Source organism: Allorhizobium undicola ORS 992 = ATCC 700741 (genome assembly GCF_000621665.1).
Taxonomy (GTDB): Bacteria; Pseudomonadota; Alphaproteobacteria; order Rhizobiales; family Rhizobiaceae; genus Allorhizobium; species Allorhizobium undicola.
Genome location: NZ_JHXQ01000002.1, coordinates 372,782 through 391,762, shown reverse-complemented (window position 1 = coordinate 391,762; position 18,981 = coordinate 372,782). Strand labels below are relative to the sequence as shown.

General features: G+C 60.8%; 22 protein-coding genes. 13 read left to right on the top strand and 9 right to left on the bottom strand.

Going from position 1 to position 18,981, the window contains the following annotated elements:
* Positions 1 to 50: 50 nt before the first annotated feature.
* From T424_RS0103960 to T424_RS0103940, 4 genes are all read right to left on the bottom strand, one after another.
* Entirely contained in the window at positions 51 to 392 is a 342-nt protein-coding gene (locus tag T424_RS0103960; RefSeq protein WP_027486567.1) for a hypothetical protein, read from the bottom strand.
* A gap of 82 nt (positions 393 to 474) precedes the next feature.
* A complete protein-coding gene (locus T424_RS20140) occupies positions 475 to 1,533 on the bottom strand; it encodes a quaternary amine ABC transporter ATP-binding protein (RefSeq protein WP_037066492.1) in 1,059 nt (352 codons plus the stop codon).
* The gene (locus T424_RS0103950; RefSeq protein ID WP_037066489.1) at positions 1,526 to 2,440 is read right to left on the bottom strand and encodes an ABC transporter permease; all 915 of its coding nucleotides are present in this window, start codon (positions 2,438 to 2,440) and stop codon (positions 1,526 to 1,528) included. Before T424_RS0103950 ends, T424_RS20140 begins: the two co-directional genes overlap by 8 nt.
* A gap of 142 nt (positions 2,441 to 2,582) precedes the next feature.
* Entirely contained in the window at positions 2,583 to 3,581 is a 999-nt protein-coding gene (locus T424_RS0103940) for an ABC transporter substrate-binding protein (RefSeq protein WP_027486565.1), read from the bottom strand.
* Between the two features lie 162 nt (positions 3,582 to 3,743).
* Here T424_RS0103940 and T424_RS0103935 point away from each other — a divergent pair, with 162 nt between their 5' ends.
* Together T424_RS0103935 and T424_RS0103930 are read left to right on the top strand one after the other, a co-directional pair.
* Positions 3,744 to 4,103 carry a hypothetical protein gene (locus T424_RS0103935; RefSeq protein ID WP_027486564.1) on the top strand — a complete coding sequence of 120 codons (360 nt, stop codon included), beginning with the start codon at positions 3,744 to 3,746 and terminating at the stop codon, positions 4,101 to 4,103.
* A gap of 88 nt (positions 4,104 to 4,191) precedes the next feature.
* Positions 4,192 to 5,646, top strand: a complete 1,455-nt coding sequence (locus T424_RS0103930) for a cobyric acid synthase (protein ID WP_027486563.1) — start codon at positions 4,192 to 4,194, stop codon at positions 5,644 to 5,646.
* A 720-nt stretch (positions 5,647 to 6,366) separates the two neighbouring features.
* Here the strand turns inward: T424_RS0103930 and lexA are convergent.
* Positions 6,367 to 7,077, bottom strand: coding sequence for a transcriptional repressor LexA (gene lexA / locus T424_RS0103925; RefSeq protein WP_027486562.1), 711 nt, complete (start codon positions 7,075 to 7,077; stop codon positions 6,367 to 6,369).
* Positions 7,078 to 7,395: 318 nt separating this feature from the next.
* Between lexA and T424_RS0103920 the strand changes: the two genes are divergently transcribed.
* The 5 genes from T424_RS0103920 to T424_RS0103895 all read left to right on the top strand — a co-directional run bounded on the left by T424_RS0103920 (position 7,396) and on the right by T424_RS0103895 (position 12,817).
* On the top strand, positions 7,396 to 8,538 hold the full coding sequence (locus T424_RS0103920; protein ID WP_027486561.1) for a tyrosine-type recombinase/integrase: 1,143 nt from the start codon (positions 7,396 to 7,398) through the stop codon (positions 8,536 to 8,538).
* Between the two features lie 101 nt (positions 8,539 to 8,639).
* Positions 8,640 to 8,888: a helix-turn-helix transcriptional regulator gene (locus T424_RS20135; protein ID WP_037066486.1), complete on the top strand. Its 249-nt coding sequence runs from the start codon at positions 8,640 to 8,642 to the stop codon at positions 8,886 to 8,888.
* Positions 8,885 to 11,218 carry a bifunctional DNA primase/polymerase gene (locus T424_RS21690; RefSeq protein WP_051558765.1) on the top strand — a complete coding sequence of 778 codons (2,334 nt, stop codon included), beginning with the start codon at positions 8,885 to 8,887 and terminating at the stop codon, positions 11,216 to 11,218. Before T424_RS20135 ends, T424_RS21690 begins: the two co-directional genes overlap by 4 nt.
* An 854-nt stretch (positions 11,219 to 12,072) precedes the next feature.
* Entirely contained in the window at positions 12,073 to 12,594 is a 522-nt protein-coding gene (locus T424_RS20125; RefSeq protein ID WP_037066483.1) for a hypothetical protein, read from the top strand.
* Complete coding sequence (locus tag T424_RS0103895; RefSeq protein WP_027486558.1) at positions 12,572 to 12,817, top strand: hypothetical protein; 246 nt, start codon at positions 12,572 to 12,574, stop codon at positions 12,815 to 12,817. Before T424_RS20125 ends, T424_RS0103895 begins: the two co-directional genes overlap by 23 nt.
* Here T424_RS0103895 and T424_RS0103890 read toward each other — a convergent pair.
* Positions 12,814 to 13,203: a hypothetical protein gene (locus tag T424_RS0103890; protein WP_027486557.1), complete on the bottom strand. Its 390-nt coding sequence runs from the start codon at positions 13,201 to 13,203 to the stop codon at positions 12,814 to 12,816. The genes T424_RS0103895 and T424_RS0103890 overlap by 4 nt on opposite strands.
* 118 nt (positions 13,204 to 13,321) lie before the next feature.
* On the opposite strand from T424_RS0103890, the gene T424_RS0103885 reads away from it, so the two are divergent.
* The 5 genes from T424_RS0103885 to T424_RS0103865 all read left to right on the top strand — a co-directional run bounded on the left by T424_RS0103885 (position 13,322) and on the right by T424_RS0103865 (position 15,768).
* Positions 13,322 to 13,750 carry a hypothetical protein gene (locus T424_RS0103885; protein WP_027486556.1) on the top strand — a complete coding sequence of 143 codons (429 nt, stop codon included), beginning with the start codon at positions 13,322 to 13,324 and terminating at the stop codon, positions 13,748 to 13,750.
* Positions 13,751 to 13,927: 177 nt separating this feature from the next.
* On the top strand, positions 13,928 to 14,659 hold the full coding sequence (locus T424_RS0103880) for a hypothetical protein (protein ID WP_051558764.1): 732 nt from the start codon (positions 13,928 to 13,930) through the stop codon (positions 14,657 to 14,659).
* Positions 14,660 to 14,663: 4 nt separating this feature from the next.
* A complete protein-coding gene (locus T424_RS0103875) occupies positions 14,664 to 14,930 on the top strand; it encodes a hypothetical protein (RefSeq protein ID WP_027486554.1) in 267 nt (88 codons plus the stop codon).
* A gap of 2 nt (positions 14,931 to 14,932) precedes the next feature.
* Positions 14,933 to 15,313 carry a hypothetical protein gene (locus T424_RS0103870; protein WP_027486553.1) on the top strand — a complete coding sequence of 127 codons (381 nt, stop codon included), beginning with the start codon at positions 14,933 to 14,935 and terminating at the stop codon, positions 15,311 to 15,313.
* Positions 15,314 to 15,327: 14 nt separating this feature from the next.
* Complete coding sequence (locus T424_RS0103865; protein WP_027486552.1) at positions 15,328 to 15,768, top strand: HK97 gp10 family phage protein; 441 nt, start codon at positions 15,328 to 15,330, stop codon at positions 15,766 to 15,768.
* Between the two features lie 12 nt (positions 15,769 to 15,780).
* On the opposite strand, the gene T424_RS0103860 is transcribed toward T424_RS0103865, so the two are convergent.
* Both T424_RS0103860 and T424_RS0103855 read right to left on the bottom strand, forming a co-directional pair.
* Positions 15,781 to 16,272 (bottom strand): hypothetical protein, encoded by a 492-nt coding sequence (locus tag T424_RS0103860; RefSeq protein ID WP_027486551.1) that lies wholly within the window; start codon positions 16,270 to 16,272, stop codon positions 15,781 to 15,783.
* A complete protein-coding gene (locus T424_RS0103855) occupies positions 16,262 to 16,486 on the bottom strand; it encodes a helix-turn-helix domain-containing protein (RefSeq protein WP_330217723.1) in 225 nt (74 codons plus the stop codon). Before T424_RS0103855 ends, T424_RS0103860 begins: the two co-directional genes overlap by 11 nt.
* Positions 16,487 to 17,089: 603 nt before the next feature.
* Between T424_RS0103855 and T424_RS20120 the strand changes: the two genes are divergently transcribed.
* Positions 17,090 to 17,854, top strand: coding sequence for a hypothetical protein (locus T424_RS20120; RefSeq protein ID WP_051558763.1), 765 nt, complete (start codon positions 17,090 to 17,092; stop codon positions 17,852 to 17,854).
* On the opposite strand, the gene T424_RS20115 is transcribed toward T424_RS20120, so the two are convergent.
* The gene (locus T424_RS20115; protein WP_037066480.1) at positions 17,851 to 18,954 is read right to left on the bottom strand and encodes a DNA cytosine methyltransferase; all 1,104 of its coding nucleotides are present in this window, start codon (positions 18,952 to 18,954) and stop codon (positions 17,851 to 17,853) included. The two genes, T424_RS20120 and T424_RS20115, sit on opposite strands and share 4 nt — an antisense overlap.
* Positions 18,955 to 18,981: the final 27 nt, after the last annotated feature.

Here is an 18,981-nt window from a genome sequence, read left to right as displayed (position 1 = left end):
CCACGCCGCTTGCTCCCTGAAGACCTGTCCGACTTGCGGGAAAATCCGGCTCAAACCTTCGCCTTGGGATAGGCCCGTTCCAACCCTCCAGACCGGGTGAGGCCCTGCCGGAAGGCAAGATAGGCGGGCTCCTGGCTGGATTTGGCAATTTCCATAAGCCGGACCTGAATGCGGCCCGGAGCATTATGCCCAAGCCATTCCCCACAGCGCTCGAGCTTCAGGGAGTTGAGAAAGCGGGATTTCGTAGCATTGTCCAGATAGATAAACAGGCCTTCCGCCAGTGCCTCATCCTGCTGCGGATTTTCAAACAGCAATTGCATGAACGACTGCTCCGCTTCCCCAAGCGCGGAGAGCTTGTCAGCGACGGTTTCGCGATCCGGAAAAGACGACATGGCAGACTCACTTTCTACTCTGCATTTTGGCCAGACATTATCCTTTCCTTAAACAACCCAAGCTGGAGCCGGGCTTGTCAGGCTATTCGGCGGCCAGTGCCGCTGGCTTGCTCTGAGGTGGCTGCCGGTTGACCATGCCTGCGACAATAGCCGGGAGATCGACCTGCCCGATGATCACGCCGTGGCGATCGGTAATCGCGGCCTGCTGAACGCCTGCTTCCACCATGGCCTCGGCCGCATTCTCAAGCGTGGTTGCGCCTGTAAGCTTCAGCGGGGTTTTCAAGCCAAGCGGTGGGCTCATGACAGTGGAAACGCGGATGACCCGGCCTCGATTGACCTCCCGCGCGAAGGCGGCAATATAGTCATCGGCGGGGCGAAGCACGATGTCCTGACCGCTGCCCTGCTGCACCACCTCGCCATCGCGTAAAATGACGATCTTGTCTCCCAGCCGCAGGGCCTCGTCGAGGTCATGGGTGATGAACACAATGGTTTTCTTCAGTTCCTGCTGCAATTCAAGCAGCATGGTTTGCATATCCACGCGGATCAGCGGGTCGAGCGCGGAATAGGCCTCGTCCATCAACAGAATATCCGCATCGTTCACAAGCGCGCGGGCAAGGCCAACGCGCTGCTGCATTCCGCCCGAAAGCTGGTTGGGATAATGGTTTTCATAGCCGCCAAGCCCGACACGATCCAGCCAGTAGCGGCCTTTCCTTTCGCTCACGCTGCGCGCCACACCCTGAATATCCAGCCCGTAAACGGCGTTTTCCAGCACGGTGCGATGGGGCAGCAGACCGAATTTCTGAAAAACCATGGCGGTCTTCTGGCGGCGAAATGCCCTCAGCGCGCGCTCCGACATGCGGCAGATGTCTTCGCCGTCATAGAGAATTTCACCCGCAGTCGGTTCGATCAGCCGGTTGATGTGGCGGATCAGCGTTGACTTGCCTGAGCCCGAAAGTCCCATGACAACGGTGATCTCGCCGCCCGGCATGGTGATGTTGATGTCGCGAAGGCCAAGGACATGTCGGCTGCGCCGGTTCAGGTCGCTTTTGCTTTCGCCCTTGCGCGCGGCTTCGAGATAGCTGTCTGCTTGTGGTCCGAAGATTTTGAAAAGCCTGCGGATCTCAATGGATTGGTTAGCCATGGACCACCTCCATGTGTTTTTGCAGGCGCCGGCCATAGGCCTGGCTGGCGCGGTCGAAAATGATGGCAATCGCAACAAGCGCAAAGCCGTTGAGAAAACCCACGGTGAAGAACTGGTTGGTAATGGCCTGCAACACGTTCTTGCCCAGTCCGCCAACGCCGATCATCGAGGCAACCACCACCATGGCCAGCGACATCATGATGGTCTGGTTGATCCCGGCCATGATGTTGGGCAGGGCAAGCGGCAATTGCACATGGAAAAGCTTCTGCCACGGTGAGGAGCCGAAAGCGTCGGCAGCTTCCAGCGCCTCGCGGCTAACAAGCCTGATGCCCAGATTGGTCAGCCGGATGATGGGGGCAACGGCATAAATCACCACTGCAATCAGGCCCGGAACCTTGCCGATGCCGAAAATCATGACCACCGGAATGAGATAAACGAAGCTGGGCAAGGTCTGCATGACATCCAGCACGGGATTGAAAACCGATTGCGCCCGTTCCGAACGCCCCATCCAGATGCCAAGCGGAATGCCGATGACAATGGCAAACAGGGTGCAGACCGTGACCATGGCCAGCGTCACCATCGTGTCTTCCCAAAGGCCCACCGCGCCGATTGCCATGAGTGCCAGTGCTGTGCCAAGTGAGGTTTTCACGCTGCGGCCGAGCGCAAACACAATGGCAGCCAGCGCCAGCACCACCAGCAGCCAGGGACTGTCCGTGAAAAGATCCTGCAACCCGTTGAGAAACCATTGCAGGGGGCGGGTCAGGGTGTCCAGCACATCTCCATAGCTGCGGACAAAGGTTTTGAAGCCATTATCGACAGTCTGGCGAAAACTGCGCATCAACCCTGAATCGATTTCCGGGAAGCGGCAGAGGGCGCGTGGCAATGCGTCGCAAATAAACGAAGCCATATGCGTTCCTTTCTTCAAGGCGCATCAGGAAATGAGGATGATTGCGGCCCGCCTTCGGCGCGCGGCGCGGATCATTCCGGTAAAGGCGTTTCCAGATACAGCCTCCGGGAGCGGCTGCCGGAAACGCGGCAGGACGGCTAACTTAAAGCTCTGCCTTGATCTTTTCAGCGACGTCCGGGGCAACCCATTTGCTCCAGATGTCCGGATAGGTTTTCAGAAAATACTCGGCTGCTTCCTCATTGTCGGCCTGGTTTTCGCTCATCCAGCCCAGAACCTTGCCGATTGTCTCGTTGTCCCACTGCCGCTGCTTGACATAATCCATGGCAATACCGGCCTTTTCGGCGAATTTCTTTGTGACGACCGTAGAGACATCCGTAACAGGATAATCGTTCACCTTCGGGTCGGCGCAGTCGGCAACAGAGGTGCAGCGGTCCCATTCCGCCCTGTCGAAGGCCACCGGCATACTGAGCTTCACCATGTCGTATTTGCCGAGAATAGGCGTTGGCGCCCAGTAATAACCAAGCCATCCAGCCTTCTTTTCGAAGGCGTTGGCGATAGAGCCGTCAAGGGCGGCCGCCGATCCGCTATCCACCAGTGAAAAACCTTTTTCACCCGCCTTCAGTGCTTTGAAAATATTGCCGGTGGTGATCTGACAGGCCCAGCCGGCGGGGCAGTTGTAAACCGCCGCTTTCGAGGGATCTTCCGGCGCGGGAAAAAGTTCGGGATGCTTGAGCGCATCATCGACGGTTTTAATATCGGGATGGGCATCCGCGACGAATTTCGGGATCCACCAGCCTTCCACGCCGCCATCCTTCAAAATAGCGGCGGCCTTGATGAGGCGGCCTTCGCGCACGGCATCCGCCAGCGGCTTCTGCACGGTGTTGACCCACATTTCCGGCGCCAGATCGGGTTCGCCCTTTTCATTCATGGAGGTAAAGGTGGGCATGGTGTCGCCTGTGACAACGTCCACATCGCAGCCATATCCGGCTTCAAGAATGAATTTATCGACATAGGCGGCAACGCCTGCCGATGCCCAATTCATCTCCGCAATGGAAACGCTTCCGCATTTCGTGGTTTCGGCGGCCTGGGCGGTCCCGATAAAACCGGTGGCCAGAATGGTGGAAAGGAGCAGGCGTTTCATGTTCGTTGACCTTCCTTGTTGGAGAGACGCCGCGTGCGAAAGGCAGCAGGCTTCGCACCCGCGCAGCGACGGGGCAGACACAGTCGATGATGCCGTGATGAAAGCCGATAAGCGGCAGAAATTGGTTTTTCTTTTTCCGTTTCGGCGAAAAATACCCAAGAAATGCGGAATATCAAGTCATTTTTCGAATTATTTTTCAAAACATTGCAGGCAAGGCTTGAAATGACCTTGAAAAAAGTAGGGCTGAGCTGCGGCGCGGCTTGCTGTTCAAAGCCGATTTTCGCCCGTCTGAAAACCATTTTTCTTGCGCCCCTGAACCCGGCAGCCGAAGAGGTTGCCTGCAAACCCGAAAAGAAATATCGGCCCCTTGATGATGGTCCGGCCGTCTTACGCCGTCAGCTTCCGCGTAAGGGTATTTTCAATGCGAAACCGACGATGAAGATTGCAGATATATCAAAGCCATCAATGGCTTGCCCTGTCATCTGTAACCGTATCGGTATGGTCATCCGGCGGAGGATTTGATATAGCGCCACGCAACATTTAAAGCTTTTTCTGCACCAAAGGTTCCCCCGGAACATGGGAAAATTTTTCTGATAACAAAGGCAGCCAGATGACGCGGACGATCATGTTGCAGGGAACCGGTTCTGATGTCGGGAAAACGGTCCTTGTGGCGGGGCTTTGCCGTCTTGCGCGGCTGAAGGGCCTGACGGTGCGGCCGTTCAAGCCGCAGAACATGTCCAACAATGCGGCCGTGACGGAGGATGGCGGGGAGATTGGGCGCGCGCAGTGGTTGCAGGCGCTGGCTTCGGGCATCGCGCCTTCGGTGCATATGAACCCGGTTCTGCTCAAGCCGCAAAGCGAAACCGGCAGCCAGGTCGTGGTGCAGGGAAAGGTGGTGGGACAGGCGGCCGGGCGGGATTATCAACGGCTTAAGCCCCGCCTCATGGCGTCCGTTCTGGAGAGTTTCGAAGCGGTGAGGGCCGGGGCAGACCTTGTCATCGTGGAAGGCGCGGGCTCGGCTGCGGAGATCAATCTACGCGCAGGCGATATTGCCAATATGGGCTTTGCGACACGCGCCGATGTTCCCGTCGTGCTGGTGGGCGATATTGATCGCGGTGGTGTCATCGCCTCGCTGGTCGGCACCCATGCCATTCTGCCGCCGGAAGACCGGGCCATGGTTCGCGGCTATCTCATCAACAAATTCCGCGGCGACCAGACCCTGTTTGCCGATGGTCTCTCTGCCATAGAGCATCATACCGGCTGGCCATGCTTCGGCATTGTTCCATGGCTCAAGGCGGCCGGGCGTCTGCCCGCAGAGGATTCGGTGGCGCTGGAGCGGCTGACGCGGCAGGGCCGGGGAGCGCTGAAAATCGCGGTTCCGGTGTTAAGCCGGATCGCCAACTTCGATGATCTGGATCCGCTGGCCGCCGAACCGCAGGTGGAATTGTGCTATATACCTGCGGGGGAACGTTTGCCTGCGGATGCAGCGCTGGTCATCCTGCCCGGTTCTAAATCCACCATTGCCGATCTGGAAGACCTGCGCGCCCAGGGCTGGGACCGGGATCTGGCGCTGCATGTGCGGCGCGGCGGCCGCATCATTGGCATTTGCGGTGGCTATCAGATGCTTGGGCGCACAATTGCCGACCCTCTGGGGCTGGAAGGCGCGCCGCGCGAGGTCAATGGCCTTTCCCTGCTGGATGTCCATACGGAAATGGCGCCGGAAAAGACACTTCGCAACAGTCGGGCCTATTCACCGCACTACCACACTGCCCTTGAGGGCTACGAAATTCATCTTGGACGGACTGAAGGGCCGGATTGCAGCCGTCCAGCCCTGACCATTGAGGACAGGGCAGATGGCGCCTGTTCGGCGGATGGCCGGGTGATTGGTACCTATCTTCACGGGCTCTTCGCCAATGATGGCTATCGCGCCGCGCTGCTGGCCAGTTTCGGCGTGGCGGTCAGTTCGCAAAGCTATCGCACGCAGGTTGAGCAGGCGCTTGACGAGGTTGCCCGCGAGCTTGAGGCCAAGCTTGATCCGCGCTGGCTGGAAGACTTGTTCGGCTGAACTGTAATATCAGCAGCAGGGGCGGCAGAGTGTTTCCGGGCTTATCCAACGGTGACTGAAAATGACTCTTGGTATTCGGTTTTGCGTCCGGAAATGCGCAAAAACAAAAGCATTTCCAGGAAAAGTGTGCAGCGGTTTTGCGATAACGACATGCGACAAAACAATGACTAAAGCGTCAGGAGCGAATCTGAACGATCGCGACACGCTTAGAGCAGTGCAGGTGAACCCGTGTTCACCTGAAATACCCACTACATAATTCTTTAAACCGGAATTGGTTCAAGGTAAAAATTATGCAGCAGATTCAGTACATTACAGCGCCATTTGTCCGTTTGACAAAACGTCCGGCGCTGTAGAACATCGGTCCGAAAAGTGGGAACCGTTTTTCGGAAAATTCCAATCGGCAACAAGAAAGCAGAGCGTCGTGGTGATTCTGGTTCATAGTACACGACTCAATCCATCATGCTTCGTTTTGAGTACTTGTTCTTACATGCGTTGATAGCGTTTGAGGTGATAATGCGATCCATGCGGTGAGGGTATCGACGCCCAGGCGTAACCATGGTTCTGACGTCGCCCTGGGTTTCCGTTTGATTGCTTTCATGCCCATTTTTTGTGTCGCGCATCAATAAGACGAGGTCATGGCAAGGGTGAGGATGGCCGTCAGCATATCGAATTTTGATCGGGTTGATGTGGCCAGCCGGAACATGAGGGCGAGGGTTGGTATCAATGATACCGCCGAATGAGGCCAACGAGCTTTCCCTGTATCTTGACCCGGTCGGGACCGAAAATACGGGTCTCATAGGCCGGATTTGCCGCTTCAAGAGCAATGGATGCGCCTTTTCGGCGAAAGCGTTTCAATGTGGCTTCCTCATCGTCCACCAGCGCCACGATGATGTCTCCCGGCGTTGCAGTGGTGGCATTGCGGATAATCACCGTATCGCCATCGAGAATGCCGGCATCGATCATTGAATCACCCTTGACCTCAAGGGCATAATGTTCGCCGTGGCCGATCATTTCCATAGGCACGGAGATGTCGTGAGTATTGTTCTGAATTGCGGAAATCGGCACGCCAGCGGCAATGCGACCCATGACGGGAATGGAGGTGGATCGTATCTCTTCGACGGGCTTTGCGGGTGGGGCAGGCTGCGGCTTGCCAAGGCTACCCTCAATCACGGAGGGCGAGAATGTGCCGCGGCGCGGCGGTGAGGCGGGAATCATCGCCTCGGGCAGCTTCAATACCTCAAGCGCGCGGGCACGATTTGGCAGACGGCGAATGAAACCACGTTCCTCAAGAGCGGTAATAAGGCGATGAATGCCCGATTTCGACGCCAGCTCGAGCGCATCCTTCATCTCATCGAATGAAGGCGGCACACCGGTTTCCTTCATCCGTTCATGAATGAAAAGCAAGAGTTCCTGTTGCTTTTTCGTGAGCATGTGCCGGGCCTCGATTCTTTGAAACAAATCCAGAACATACCCTATATGTTCCAGTTGTGTTCCGCAAGGGCCTAAATTGGCTCGATAGCAACCAATGGTTATGTTCTATTATGGTGCGGACGACGGGGGTCGAACCCGTATACCCGAGGGTGAGGGATTTTAAGTAATAAAATCAATGACATACAGGGATATGCCGAGCCGTTTCATGGCTTACGTCCCCTGACTTTCGCGACATCATCATCGTGTAGGGCCGTGTCGGACCTGGTCTCGTACCGGGCCTGACTTCGGGTCCGGGCTCGATGATGAGGATCACGGAACATGGGTACGAAGCTAACACAGGGAACGGTCAACAAGATATCCGAGGAACACGAGGCGGGACAGCAGGTCTACGATGCCGACGTGTCCGGCCTGCGCATTGTCGTGGGCAGCAAGTCGTCCAGCTTCAAGCTGGTTGGGCGGATTAACGACGGGAGCAACCGCTACGTCTCCATCATCATCGGCCGCACAGACGAGGTGAGCCTCAAGACAGCCCGCGAGAAGGCGGCCGAGCTGAAGCTGGCGCTCCGGCGTGGCGAGGACCCGCGGGCGCCGAAGCGGACGGTCCCGAGCCTTCGCACGGCTTGGGAACGATACAAGGAGACCAGAGGCGTCGAACTCCAGCCAAGCACCGTGGCGTGGTACGAGGAGAAGGTCATCGGCGTTCTGAAGTCCGTCCTCGATATTCCCTTGGATAAACTCGACCGCGAGACGGTCCGCTCTCTCCATGAGAAGATCACGAAGAAGAACGGACCCTATGGCGCCAATGGGGCTATGCGTGCCCTCAAGGCTGTCTACAATGACGCAGCCCGCACCCAGGACCTGCCGCCAAATCCGGTCAGCCGTGCAGTGAGGATGAACAAGGAGGCTCCGCGCAAGTGGGCGTTGGACGCCGCAGGCCTTACCGAAGCATGGCGCTGCCTTGACGCCATGGAAGATCACAACAGGGCGGCGTGCTGGACGGTCATGCTGCTGACCGGCCTGCGGTCGCACGATGCACGGTCGATGCGGTGGGAGCATCTGGACGCTGATGGCGTGCTCACGGTCCCGTCTCCCAAGGGTGGAGCTGACAGGGCGTTCCGGCTGCCGCTGCCCCGCCACCTGCTTCAGGTCCTTGAAAGGGTCAAGCAGGAGACCGCTCCGCTGGAAAGCCCGTTCGTTTTCCCGTCGGTTACCAGCAAGTCCGGCCATATCGAGGAAATGCGGCGCACCGATGAATTTCCTCATGCTCCACATCAGATGCGTCATACTTATCGGACGTGGTCGCTTGAGGCGGGCGTGGATATGCAGACGGTCACGCTGCTGATGAACCATCGGCCTGCTGGTGTGACATGGGGATACGTCACTCGCGCTCATCTTCTCGGCCATATGCGGGAAGCGCAGGAGAAGGTTTGCGCCGCCTTGGTCAAGCACCGGGGCGGCTGAAAACGCCCTCCACACGGTCCGGCATGAAACGTTGGTATGTCACGACCTGCCACTTCGGTAGCCTTTCCCGATCTGAACACAGATCGGAAAGGAACCGAAACATGGAACAGCTTGTCAGAGAGGCGCTGGTGCGCCTCGATCGTATCGAAGCGGGTCTGAGGACGCCGTCGAAGGAGTACCTCGACACGGAGGACGCGGCCGTCTTCACCAGCATCTCGGCGGTACAGCTTGCCGAGTGGCGCTCGCGCGGCGGCGGCCCGCGATACATCAAGATGGGCCGGAAGGTCCTGTACGCGGTCCGCGATCTGCGGGAGTTTGTCGAGTCGTTCGGCAGGGAGGCGCTGTCATGAGCCCGCTCGAAACGAAGAGCGGGCGCGCCGCTGTCATCGACGCGCCCGCGAGCGAGCATCTGGAGAGAGACGGAGCGGAGTTCAAGCGCAACGTCGATTCCAAGAATGCCGTGCCCTTGGCCGCCACGACGCCATTGATCCTTGACCTTATCCCGCTGCACGCCCCGAACGACGTGGACGGCAAGGGCCGTTCAGTCGGAAAGGCTCCTTTGCACTCTGGCTGGCGGCGTGAAATGCCGCTGACCGGAACAGAGGCGGCGGCGCACCTTGCCAGCGGGAAGAATCTTGGCGCCCGGCTTAAGGCCGACCAGCTTGTGATCGACGCCGATCCGAGGAACTACCCGGCTGGCGACAATCCGCTCGCGCGGCTGATCGCGGATATGGGATTGCCGGATGCTCCCACAGTCGAGACCGGTGGCGGGGGCTTCCATATCTACATGCGCAAGCCCGAGGGCCTGCGGGTGCGCGGCGCCCTAGAAGAGTACCCCGGCATCGAGTTCAAGACTCTAGGTCGTCAGGTCGTCGTACCACCTTCGGTGCATCCGAACGGCCGGCGCTATGAGTGGGATCCTCTGTTCGGTTCCGATATGACCGTGCCGATTGTACCGGATGCGCTCCTCAGTCGTCTGCGGAGGCCGCCGACCGCTTCGGTGGCCGTAGACGGCGCGATGACCTCCGAGCAGCTTTCGAAGCTCCTGGACGGACTGGATGCGCGCGATTTCGGCAGCAACGACCTCTGGCTTCCAATCGCCATGGCCTGCCACCATGCGACCGGCGGGGATGGTATCGACGCCTTCCTCGACTGGTGCGCGACAGACCCGGACTATTCCGACAGGCTCAACACGGCGCGTGCAAGGTGGGAGTCTTTCGGCAGGGATCGCCCCGCGTCGGTGACGCGCCGTACCCTTTACAAGGCGCTGCACGAAGCAGGCCGAGGCGATCTGGTCGAGGAGGCAGAGCGTTCTGACCCGCTGGACGATTTCCCCCTTGATGACATTGACGAGTTGCTCGCCAATGTCGGCAAGGCCGATCTCGTGGAGCGCATGAACGAGCGCTTCTGCGCGGTCCTGAACGGTGGAAGGTTCCTGATCTACATGGAGGACGAGGACGATGTGTTCGATCCGCCTCGTCGCGTCTGGACGAAGCTGTCTCGCGAGTCCTTTCTCCACTTCCACGAGGACGAACGCGTGCAGGTCAACGGCGGCAAGCGTGCGCTCAGCGTGGCGGAGGTTTGGCTCGCGAGTCCCAGGCGGCGGAAGTATAGCGGCATTGTCATGGACCCGGAGCGGCGGCGCGGCGGCGATAAGCTCAACCTCTGGCGCGGCTGGTCGGTTACACCGAAGGCGGGCGACTGGTCGTTGATGCGCGAGCTGATCGAGCGCGTGCTCTGCTGCGGCGAAAGGGCCTACTTCGAATACGTGCTGCGCTGGATCGCCTTCATGTTCCAGCATCCCGGAACGTCACCCGAGGCCGCGATCGCATTTCGCGGCAAGGAAGGAACCGGCAAGAGCACTCTCGGCCGAGCACTGATGGCGATTTCGGGCGCCCACGGCCTCACCGTCTCTTCACCTGCGCAGTTTGCGGGCCGCTTCAACTCACACCTGCGTAACGTCGCTTTCCTGTTCGCCGACGAAGCATTCTGGCCGGGTAACAAGGAGGCCGAGGGGGTCCTGAAGCAGCTAGTGACGGAGCCGGTCATCGCCTACGAGGGCAAGGGCGCGGACATCGTCTCGGGCCGTAACCTTGTGCATCTCATGATGGCCTCGAACAACGAGTGGATCGTCCCGGCTGGCCTCGACGCACGGCGCTTTGCCGTCTTCGACGTGTCGGACGAGCGACGCAACGACAAGGCGTTCTTCGCGGCACTCAACAACCAGATGGCGAACGGCGGGCACGCCGCAATGCTGCACGACCTGCTAGCGCTCGACCTTACCGGTTGGCACCCCTCGCGCGGCATTCCGCAGACACAAGCCCTGGCGGAGCAGAAGGCGCTGAGCCTGGACCCGGCGGCAAAGTGGTGGATGGAAGTCCTGGACCGTGGCGTGCTGCCGCTTGCCGACAAGGCCGCATTCCGTTGGGAGGAAGGGACGGTCAAGCTGGACCAAGCTGCGAGGGCCGAACTCGTCGAGGACTACGACCGCTTCCTCAAGGCGAACCGCGTGTACAGCGCAAAGGCCAGCCATAAGACCTTGGTCACGACCGGCAAGGCGCTTGGTCTTGAAACCGTCAGGACTAAAGGGGGCAAGGACCGCGCGTGGGTCCTCCCACCGCTGGATGAGTCTCGGCGCTTATTCGAGGAGCGCCTAGGGGCCGGCAAGCTGTTCGAGTGAGAGCACGGGACGCACGGGACGGGGAAACGCGCACGACGCTTAGAAGCGTCATGCGCGCCTCAAAGTGTCATGGCATAAGTCTATGTAATCTTTGCCTTATGACAGATATGACACTTATGACACTTCAGAAATAGAACAGAAAATTATACAGCATCGGCCCTACCGTCTGCCGCTGGAGGATCGAGGCAGCGGCGCGCCGGAGATTTCCGGGTCGACGTCGGAAAGGACGCGCCATCGCGTCATACCTGTCATAAGGCAGCGATTTCAGTGCCTTAAACATGCCACTTGGCCGAGCCCAAGCGTCATGTCGCGTCATGCGCCGACCTGAAGGGAAGGCACAGGATGCGGCGCCACTCTGGGAGATGGCGCAGCCCGCCACCTGCGTCCCGTATGGCCTCGCGCGCGAGGCTGAAGGAAGCTGCCCGCGAGGCTCCTGCGCGAGGAGGCGAGGTGACGCCCCTTTCTGGCACGAGCGCGGCCAGTGCGGGCCCGGAGGGCGATTGCGGGTCGGGCACGCCGACATGGGTGAGCGCCAGCACAGCGAAGTGGCAGCCTCGACTTCAGACACAGGGGATCATCTGTCACACGTCCCTGCGGGAGGCCGAAAAGGCCAAGCATCGCAAGCGCTTGGGGGCAGCCGCCGGCGAAGCCCGGCCCCAGGCCCGACACAGAGGGGGCGAACAACCCACTTCCCTACAGGAAAGGGCCGGCGTCCTGGGGCGTCCGTGTGCCCCGTAGCCTCCCCTGCGCAGGGAGGGCGCCGGGGGGCCGATTCCCAGAAATTTGAAAGTGCTGGCGTGCTTCCCGCCACACGGGGCGCACGGTGCGCGGGACACGAGCCACGGGAGCGAGAGATGTCCGACAGGAAGCAGGAGGCCGCGCAGCGGTTCGAGGAGGGCCGGCGCAGGCCGGAGATGGACCGCCGGTGGTCGCCGGAGGTGGAGGACGCCGTCCTCGAGGTCGTCTCGCGCACCGGCAGTCCCAAGCGCGCCTCCGAGGAGGTCGGCGTCGGCGTCTCGACGATCCACGACCACCGGCGCAGGGACCCGGAGTTCCGGGCGCGCTACGCCGTGGCGATGGACGACGCCTTCACCGCCGTCCTCGGCCACGCATTCACGCGCTCCTTCGACGAGGTGCGGCCCTCGGACCGGCTGACGGAGGTCCTGCTGCGGCTCCGGTGGCCCGAGCGGCTCGGCTCCTTCCTCCAGGTGGCGGGCGGTGATGCCGGCTCCGGCGGGCTCGACCCCATGGTCATAGCGCGCATGCCCGCCGAGGACCGGTCCGCGCTCATCGCGCTCCTGGAGAAGTACCAGGAGGTGGCCGGAGACGTCGCACTCGACGTGGAGGCCTCCGATGGCGTCGCGCTCCTGGGCTGACATGCTGCGGGACCTCCGGGAGGCCTCAGACCTGTCGCGTCGGCTGGAGGAGACTGCCCCCGGCACCGTCGCCTTGGAGGGCGGCGGGGACGCGCTCGTGCGGCTGCTCGGCAGGCCGACCGGCGCGCAGTTCTGGGGCCTGCGGCCCTTCCCGTCCGAGCTCTGGGAGGCGATGGCGAGAGAGGCCAACGAGGGGCATCGCGTGAACGCGGGCAGCGACTAGTCAAGGAAGGCCCAACCTAGCTCAGCCCGCGCAATATTCTGCCGCACTGTCGATTGCCGGCAGCGCTCGCCACGCGCCGCCTCCCTTATGCTTCTATAGGTTCTTTCCCAGACCCGAACACGCCGCCCGTTCGGGTAACGGTCGAGTTGGCCGGTTGCATAAAGTCGGCGAAGCGCCTCGTAGATCTGGCAAGGCCTTCCTGTGTAGCCCCGCTCCAAACTATCCAGCATTTCGCGAATGCGGGCGTAGGTGGGTCTAATGCCCTGATCATTGAGGTGCAGCGCGTAGGCCCTCATCATCACCCACTCGTTTGAGTAGTTTCGGTCGCCCGGCTTGAGGGCGCGCTGCTTTTCGATGATGTCATCCGTCCAGCGAATTTCTCTCATGGGATGCAGTTTGTACTATTGATGTCCTATGAAATCAATAACTTGATTTCAATCTTTCGTCTCTTCAGCCATTCTCTTTCTGCCAAGCAACAACCGGCAAAAAAAAGGAGGTGCAGAAATGAACATGATTATTAAGGGCCGCCGCCCGCTTTCCTCGGATCGGACGCGTGTCTTTGCGGCAGACATATTGGCAATGGCGCGAATTCAACAGACGATCAGAGGCTTCATTGAGCCCGTAGACTTTGAACCGAAGCAGGTGGCAGCTCTGGCCAGGTTTGCCATAGAGGCTGGCGAACTTGCGAAGGCGGGCGTTCCCACAGACTGGATGCTCACCGCGGTAGCGATCGGCGCCGACGCCGACGATACGTCTGGGGGCATTGAGTATGGTGGGCTGTACGCCCTTGATCTGGAAAAGCGTGCGATGAAGGAGGCGCGATCGATTTGGCACAGCCGAATCCAGCGTGGGCAGACGCCTCAAAATCCAGAGTTTTCCAGGGCTTATTCGGTCGTCCCGTTCCCGAAGCGGGCGATCGACCAAGCAGACTGATCTGAATGCTGGTCCGATCCGGCACGGCGTCGGGACATGCTGAAGGCGTCTACGGGCCGGCCGATGGGTCGGCCCGGTCAGGCCGATGGGCCTGGACGCTCATACGCGGGCTGTGACCCGCGCCGGGGTCATCCGAGCCTGGTCGAGCGTGACGCGCGACCACGAAGGAGATTGACCATGGCACAGAAGAAGTCGCCGCCCACCCTGACGAAGCCCTGGCGGTCCGTGACGGACCTGAAGGCCTCGCTCTCGCGGGCCCGCGAACTCCACTCGGAGGCCTCCAAGAGGCTGGCCGAGATGAACGCAAGGGTGGCGAAGCGCCGCGAAGAGCTCGACGCCACCCTCTACGACCTCAGCCCCTCACAGCGCTCGCAGGTGCTTGGCCGTGCCCTCGGCGGCCTCAGGTCCGAGCTGAAGCGCTCCAGCCTCGATGCCCGCACAGCGCGGCTCCGCGAGCTCGACGCGCTGCGCCGCGAGGTCGAGGACGCGGCGGCGCACTACCAGAGCCCCATGCAGATGCTCATGCGGGACAGTCTCGGCAGCGAGCGCCGCTCCCGCCTGATCGGGCAGCTCGAGCACGCAGGAAAGGTCGAACTCGCCAGCCTCGCCGCGCTCGCGGTCTCCACGAAGGACCGGGAGCTCGGCGCGGTCCTCGCGTCCCAGGTCGGCCGCATGCCGCACGGCGAGCGTCCGTTCTCGCCCCACGAGCTCGCACAGCACCTCGCGGGCGAGGAGCACCGGGCGATACAGGCCGCGATCATGGAGGTGGGAGAGCTCGCGCAGCGCGCCCTCCTCGACGATCGCGAGTTCGAGACCGGCCGTCCCACCGACCGCGTCGGCCTCGCGCTCCGCGCCCGCGACAGGGCCGCGCTCGACGCCGGCGAAATCCCAGACACCGAAGAGGAGTGACAACATGCCCACATACGCATTCTACCCCGCCCGCGAGGAGCAGCGCCGCGCCGACGGGCTCAACGCGGCGATAGCCGTCGGAGCCTCGGCATCGGCAGCCCGCGTCGTCGCGGAGACCCTGCTTGGCGAGCCGAACGCCCTGGTCGGCTGGACCTCGGTAGACCTCACGAGCGCCCCGTCCGCCTTCGTCAGCGGCCTGCCGGTGGGTGCCCGCGCGCAGTCCGTCTGGCCGAACCTCGACCGGGGCGGCTCCTACCTGAGGGGAACCTGACCATGGCCGGAAAGCCTGTCGTCGCCCCAGGCGACGCCAACCGGGCCCTGATGGCCTGCCTTCTGGCAGGCCGTCCGGTCGTCCAGCTCAGGGACCTCGCCGAGGAGGCGGGGCTCGGCCGCGACTACTACGACGAGGGGCGCATCTACATGGAGCTGCACCACGCGGAGCGGCTGATCGGGGCCGGCTACAGGCCGGTCCTGCTCCCGGCGCTGTCCGGCGCGGTGCGCGTCGTCGTGTTCGTCCGCGGCCCGTGGGCGGTGGACGCCGCCGCCGATGCCGTGCCCGCGGCCATGCTCCCCTACCTCGCCGACGGCGACCCTCTCATGGCGCTGCTGGTGAGCCGGGCGCTGCGGGCATCCGCGGACGGCGCGAAGCACTGAAGGGAGATACCGCCATGGCCGGACTGGATGACTTGGCGAAGCGGCTCGACCGCATCGCCGTGAGGGTGGAGGGCAACGTCGAGCGGGCAGTCAAGGACTGCGCCCAGGCGGTGCTGAGGTCCGTCGTCGAGGCCACGCCGGTGGACACCGGCACCGCCCGCTCGAACTGGACCCCCGAGCTGGACCGGGCCTTCGAGGGCCTCTTCCCGGCGCGGGTGCCGGGCACGAAGGGATCGACCGCCGACGCAAATGCCGTCGCGACGATCGAGGCCGGCGCGCCGGTCATCGACGCGTTCGACATCGGCGCGAACCGGGAAATCCACATCACCAACAACGCCGGGCACATCCAAGCGCTCAACGACGGCCACTCGAAGCAGGTGCCGGCCGACTTCGTGAGGCTCGCGGTGCTCGACGGACTCGCTACCGTCCGTGGGACGAGGATCGTGGACGAGTAGGGCTGCCTCGGCTCAGCAGGCGAAGACCAGCCCGCGGTAGATCGCCCACCCGTAGATGAACTCCCTGATCTCCTGCACCCGGCCCGCGGGCGGCAGCTTCCCGGAGCGTACGGCGATGACGGAGGAGCCATAGAGTATACGGTTGACGAGACCCAATCGGTCCCAGTTTTCGCCCGGATCGCTGAAGCCGGGGTTGAGCCACTGGACGTATAGGTCGACCCCCTTTTCCTTCACGTAGTTGAGCGTCTTGGCTACTTCGTCGGTATACTGCATGGAGCAGAGGACGATCTTGCTGGCTTGGTCTTCCAGGACATCGCCTGCGTATAGATTACGCTCCTCGAACGAACCGCTTACAAGGAACACCTCGACGCATTCCCCCGGCCTGAGCGCAAGAGATCGCGACTGCTTGCCGGTTTTTACAGTCCGGCCAAACAGGTTGTTCCAAGTCGTGGACTTTCCTGAGTTGCGGTTCCCCAGCACCGCGACGAACAGCCTATCCCCCATCTACTTTCCCCGTCTGGTCTTCGTTAATGGGCGTCAATAGTGCCGCCGGCGTGGTCTTCAGCCTTTCGGCAAGTTTCGCGATCATGGTCAGCGATGGGTTTCGTCTACCCCGCTCGATGCCACTGACATAGGTGCGATCTATCGATGCCTCCAGCGCGAGAGCCTCTTGGGACAGATCGAGTGCCTTTCTCGCTGCCTTCACGTTCTCTGCCAAGATTCTTCTGTAATCCAACATATCGGCATAGCGCCGGCATGTAGACAAATCGTCCACGGACTGATCGTCACATTTTTGCTTACTTTTTTGATTTGTCGATTATACTCAACATTCATGGATAGCTTTGGAACGATCGTTACCTGGGTCTATAAGGCGCTCGCTACATGGTATGTGGCGGCAATCGTCGGTGGCGTTCTGATACTTGCTGCTGAGAGGCGAGACAGGCGGCGCGAACCGACCGATGACGACGTTCGTCACGCTGCGGCTCTATATCGTGAATATTACGGAGCCGAAGCGCACAGGATTATCGGCGACCATATGCTCGCTGCGTCCTTCGCGCCGGACAGCCGACATAGGGCATTTCTCAAGCGGGTGTCGGCAGAGTTGCAGACGAAAATAGTAACGGACGAAGACCGAATTCACGCAATCGACTACTGACGGTCGGAACCTTTCGCTATTTCGCCGCCCTTGAGACAAATCGAACGGATCATCCCTCCCCACGAAAATTAAGCCAAGACACTGGAGGCGTTATTGAAAGTGTCTTCTTGACCGCCGGCCTCCGGTCCCTGATAGTGCCCCAAAAGTGAGCTATGGGGACCGAAGGTGGACGAGGCAGACAAGAGGGAAGATATAAAAGCGGCGGTTGCAGCGCTAAAACTGCTGACTCCGATTCAAGTCGAGGTTCTGACCGGCATAATTGCAAAATTCGCGGAGGAGCAGATTTGTGAGCACCTACGTAAAGATTTTCTCGATGATGCAGCCTTAGAATATTTCTCCACTCGTCTTGCTGCCCACCACGCCTCAAGCGGGGTGCCCTTAAAGAAAGAAAACTTTGAGCATATCCTCGAGCAATCATTCAAGCGGGCCGGCCACAAAGCGAGACGAACCGATAGCATGGTCCACAGAGGCGCAGATCTGGAAGTTGACGGTCGCTTCTATTCGCTAAAGACAGAAGCTGCAAAGGGACTGAACCCTAAGTCAATTACCATCTCCAAGCTCATGGAGGCCCGCTGGATCAGGGACCTGAGCGGACCGGAAGACGCGCCGGAGCAGGTCCGGCGCCGGATCCTCTCGCACCTCGACGAGTATGAGCGCATCTTCATACTCCGCAGCTACGGCGACGAGGAGAGGGTCAGATACGACCTGCGCGAAATACCGAAAGAGGTTCTGGCCGCAGTCGCCGACCTCGGTGGCGACGATTTCGGCAAAATCACTAAGGCAGGCGGTACCGGTGCTGACGTTCGGATTAACGGCCGGAAGGCTTTCCGGCTAGTGTTGGACGGAAGCGTCGAGAAGGTGACTATCTCCGGCCTGAACATCGACTTCTGTCCATTGCACGCTTGGTGGGAATTGGGCCGTCCCGGCTAGACGGCCATTCGCAGTTGACTCGGCTCTGCGCGGCGTCCGGCGATGTCCTCGGCAATCGTGTCCGCGATCATAGAGGCAATCATTGGCGGCACTGCATCCCCGATCTGCCGATACTTGAAGGACAGCGACCCCTCGAACTGGTAGTCGGATGGAAACCCCTGCAGCAAAGCCATTTCCCGGACTGACAGGAGACGGTCCTGCTCCGGGTGGCTATAACGCCCATTTCCGGGGTGGCTGCATTCGCGGGTTATCGTCGGCGCCGGTCGGTCCCAGGCGAGACGGCCATAGACGTCGGGAAAAGATCCCGGCTTCTCGACGTTCATGCTAGGAATGCGGAGATGAGCCTGTTCGTCGGTCAGATCGGTCCAACTCCCGCCATCTTTAGGAATAGCGCGCATCCTCTCAAGTGAGTGGCCGCTGAGTCGCGGGCAAGTGTGCATGGGGTCTTCCGAGTGGGTCTCCCCAGCGTCGATCGCCGGGAGATGCCCGATCGCGTCACGGACGGTGCGGTGGGCATTGACCCTCCGAAGGTCCAGATGAAACGTCCCGCCGAGCTTGGCCACGATCAAAGACCGGATGCGGCTTTGTGGAAGTCCGAAGTCCTTAAGGTCGTGTATCTCAGCGAAAACGTCGTAGCCGAGATTTGTGAGCCCCCTGTGTAGCCCGTGGAAGTGATGCTTATGACGGCCCCGAAGAAGTTCCTTGACGTTCTCGATAACGACGTAGCGGGGGCGCCAGGCTGCGGCGAACACCGCGGCTCGCTCGACTAGTTGGTTACGGCCGTCATCATGCACGTGGTTGCGGCTCTGCTTCTGGCTGAAGCCGGTGCACGGCGCACATGAGATGAGGACGTCGATATCCCCCGGCTTAAATCCGAAGTAGGACGCAACCTCCTCCGGTCCCGTTACTGCAAGGTCTGCCGACATAGGCCGAAGGCCGAGATTCCGCTCATATGTGTCATTGCAGAAGGTTGCACCGACGCCGTGGCTCGGCTTGGCGACCTCTAGGTCCACGGCGCCAATCGTGCGGAAGCCGCGGCGCACAAAGCCGGTGGACATCCCGCCGCCGCAGGAGAATAGATCGACGAACTTGAGGCTCATTTAAGGGATATCATCTTGTGTGTGATT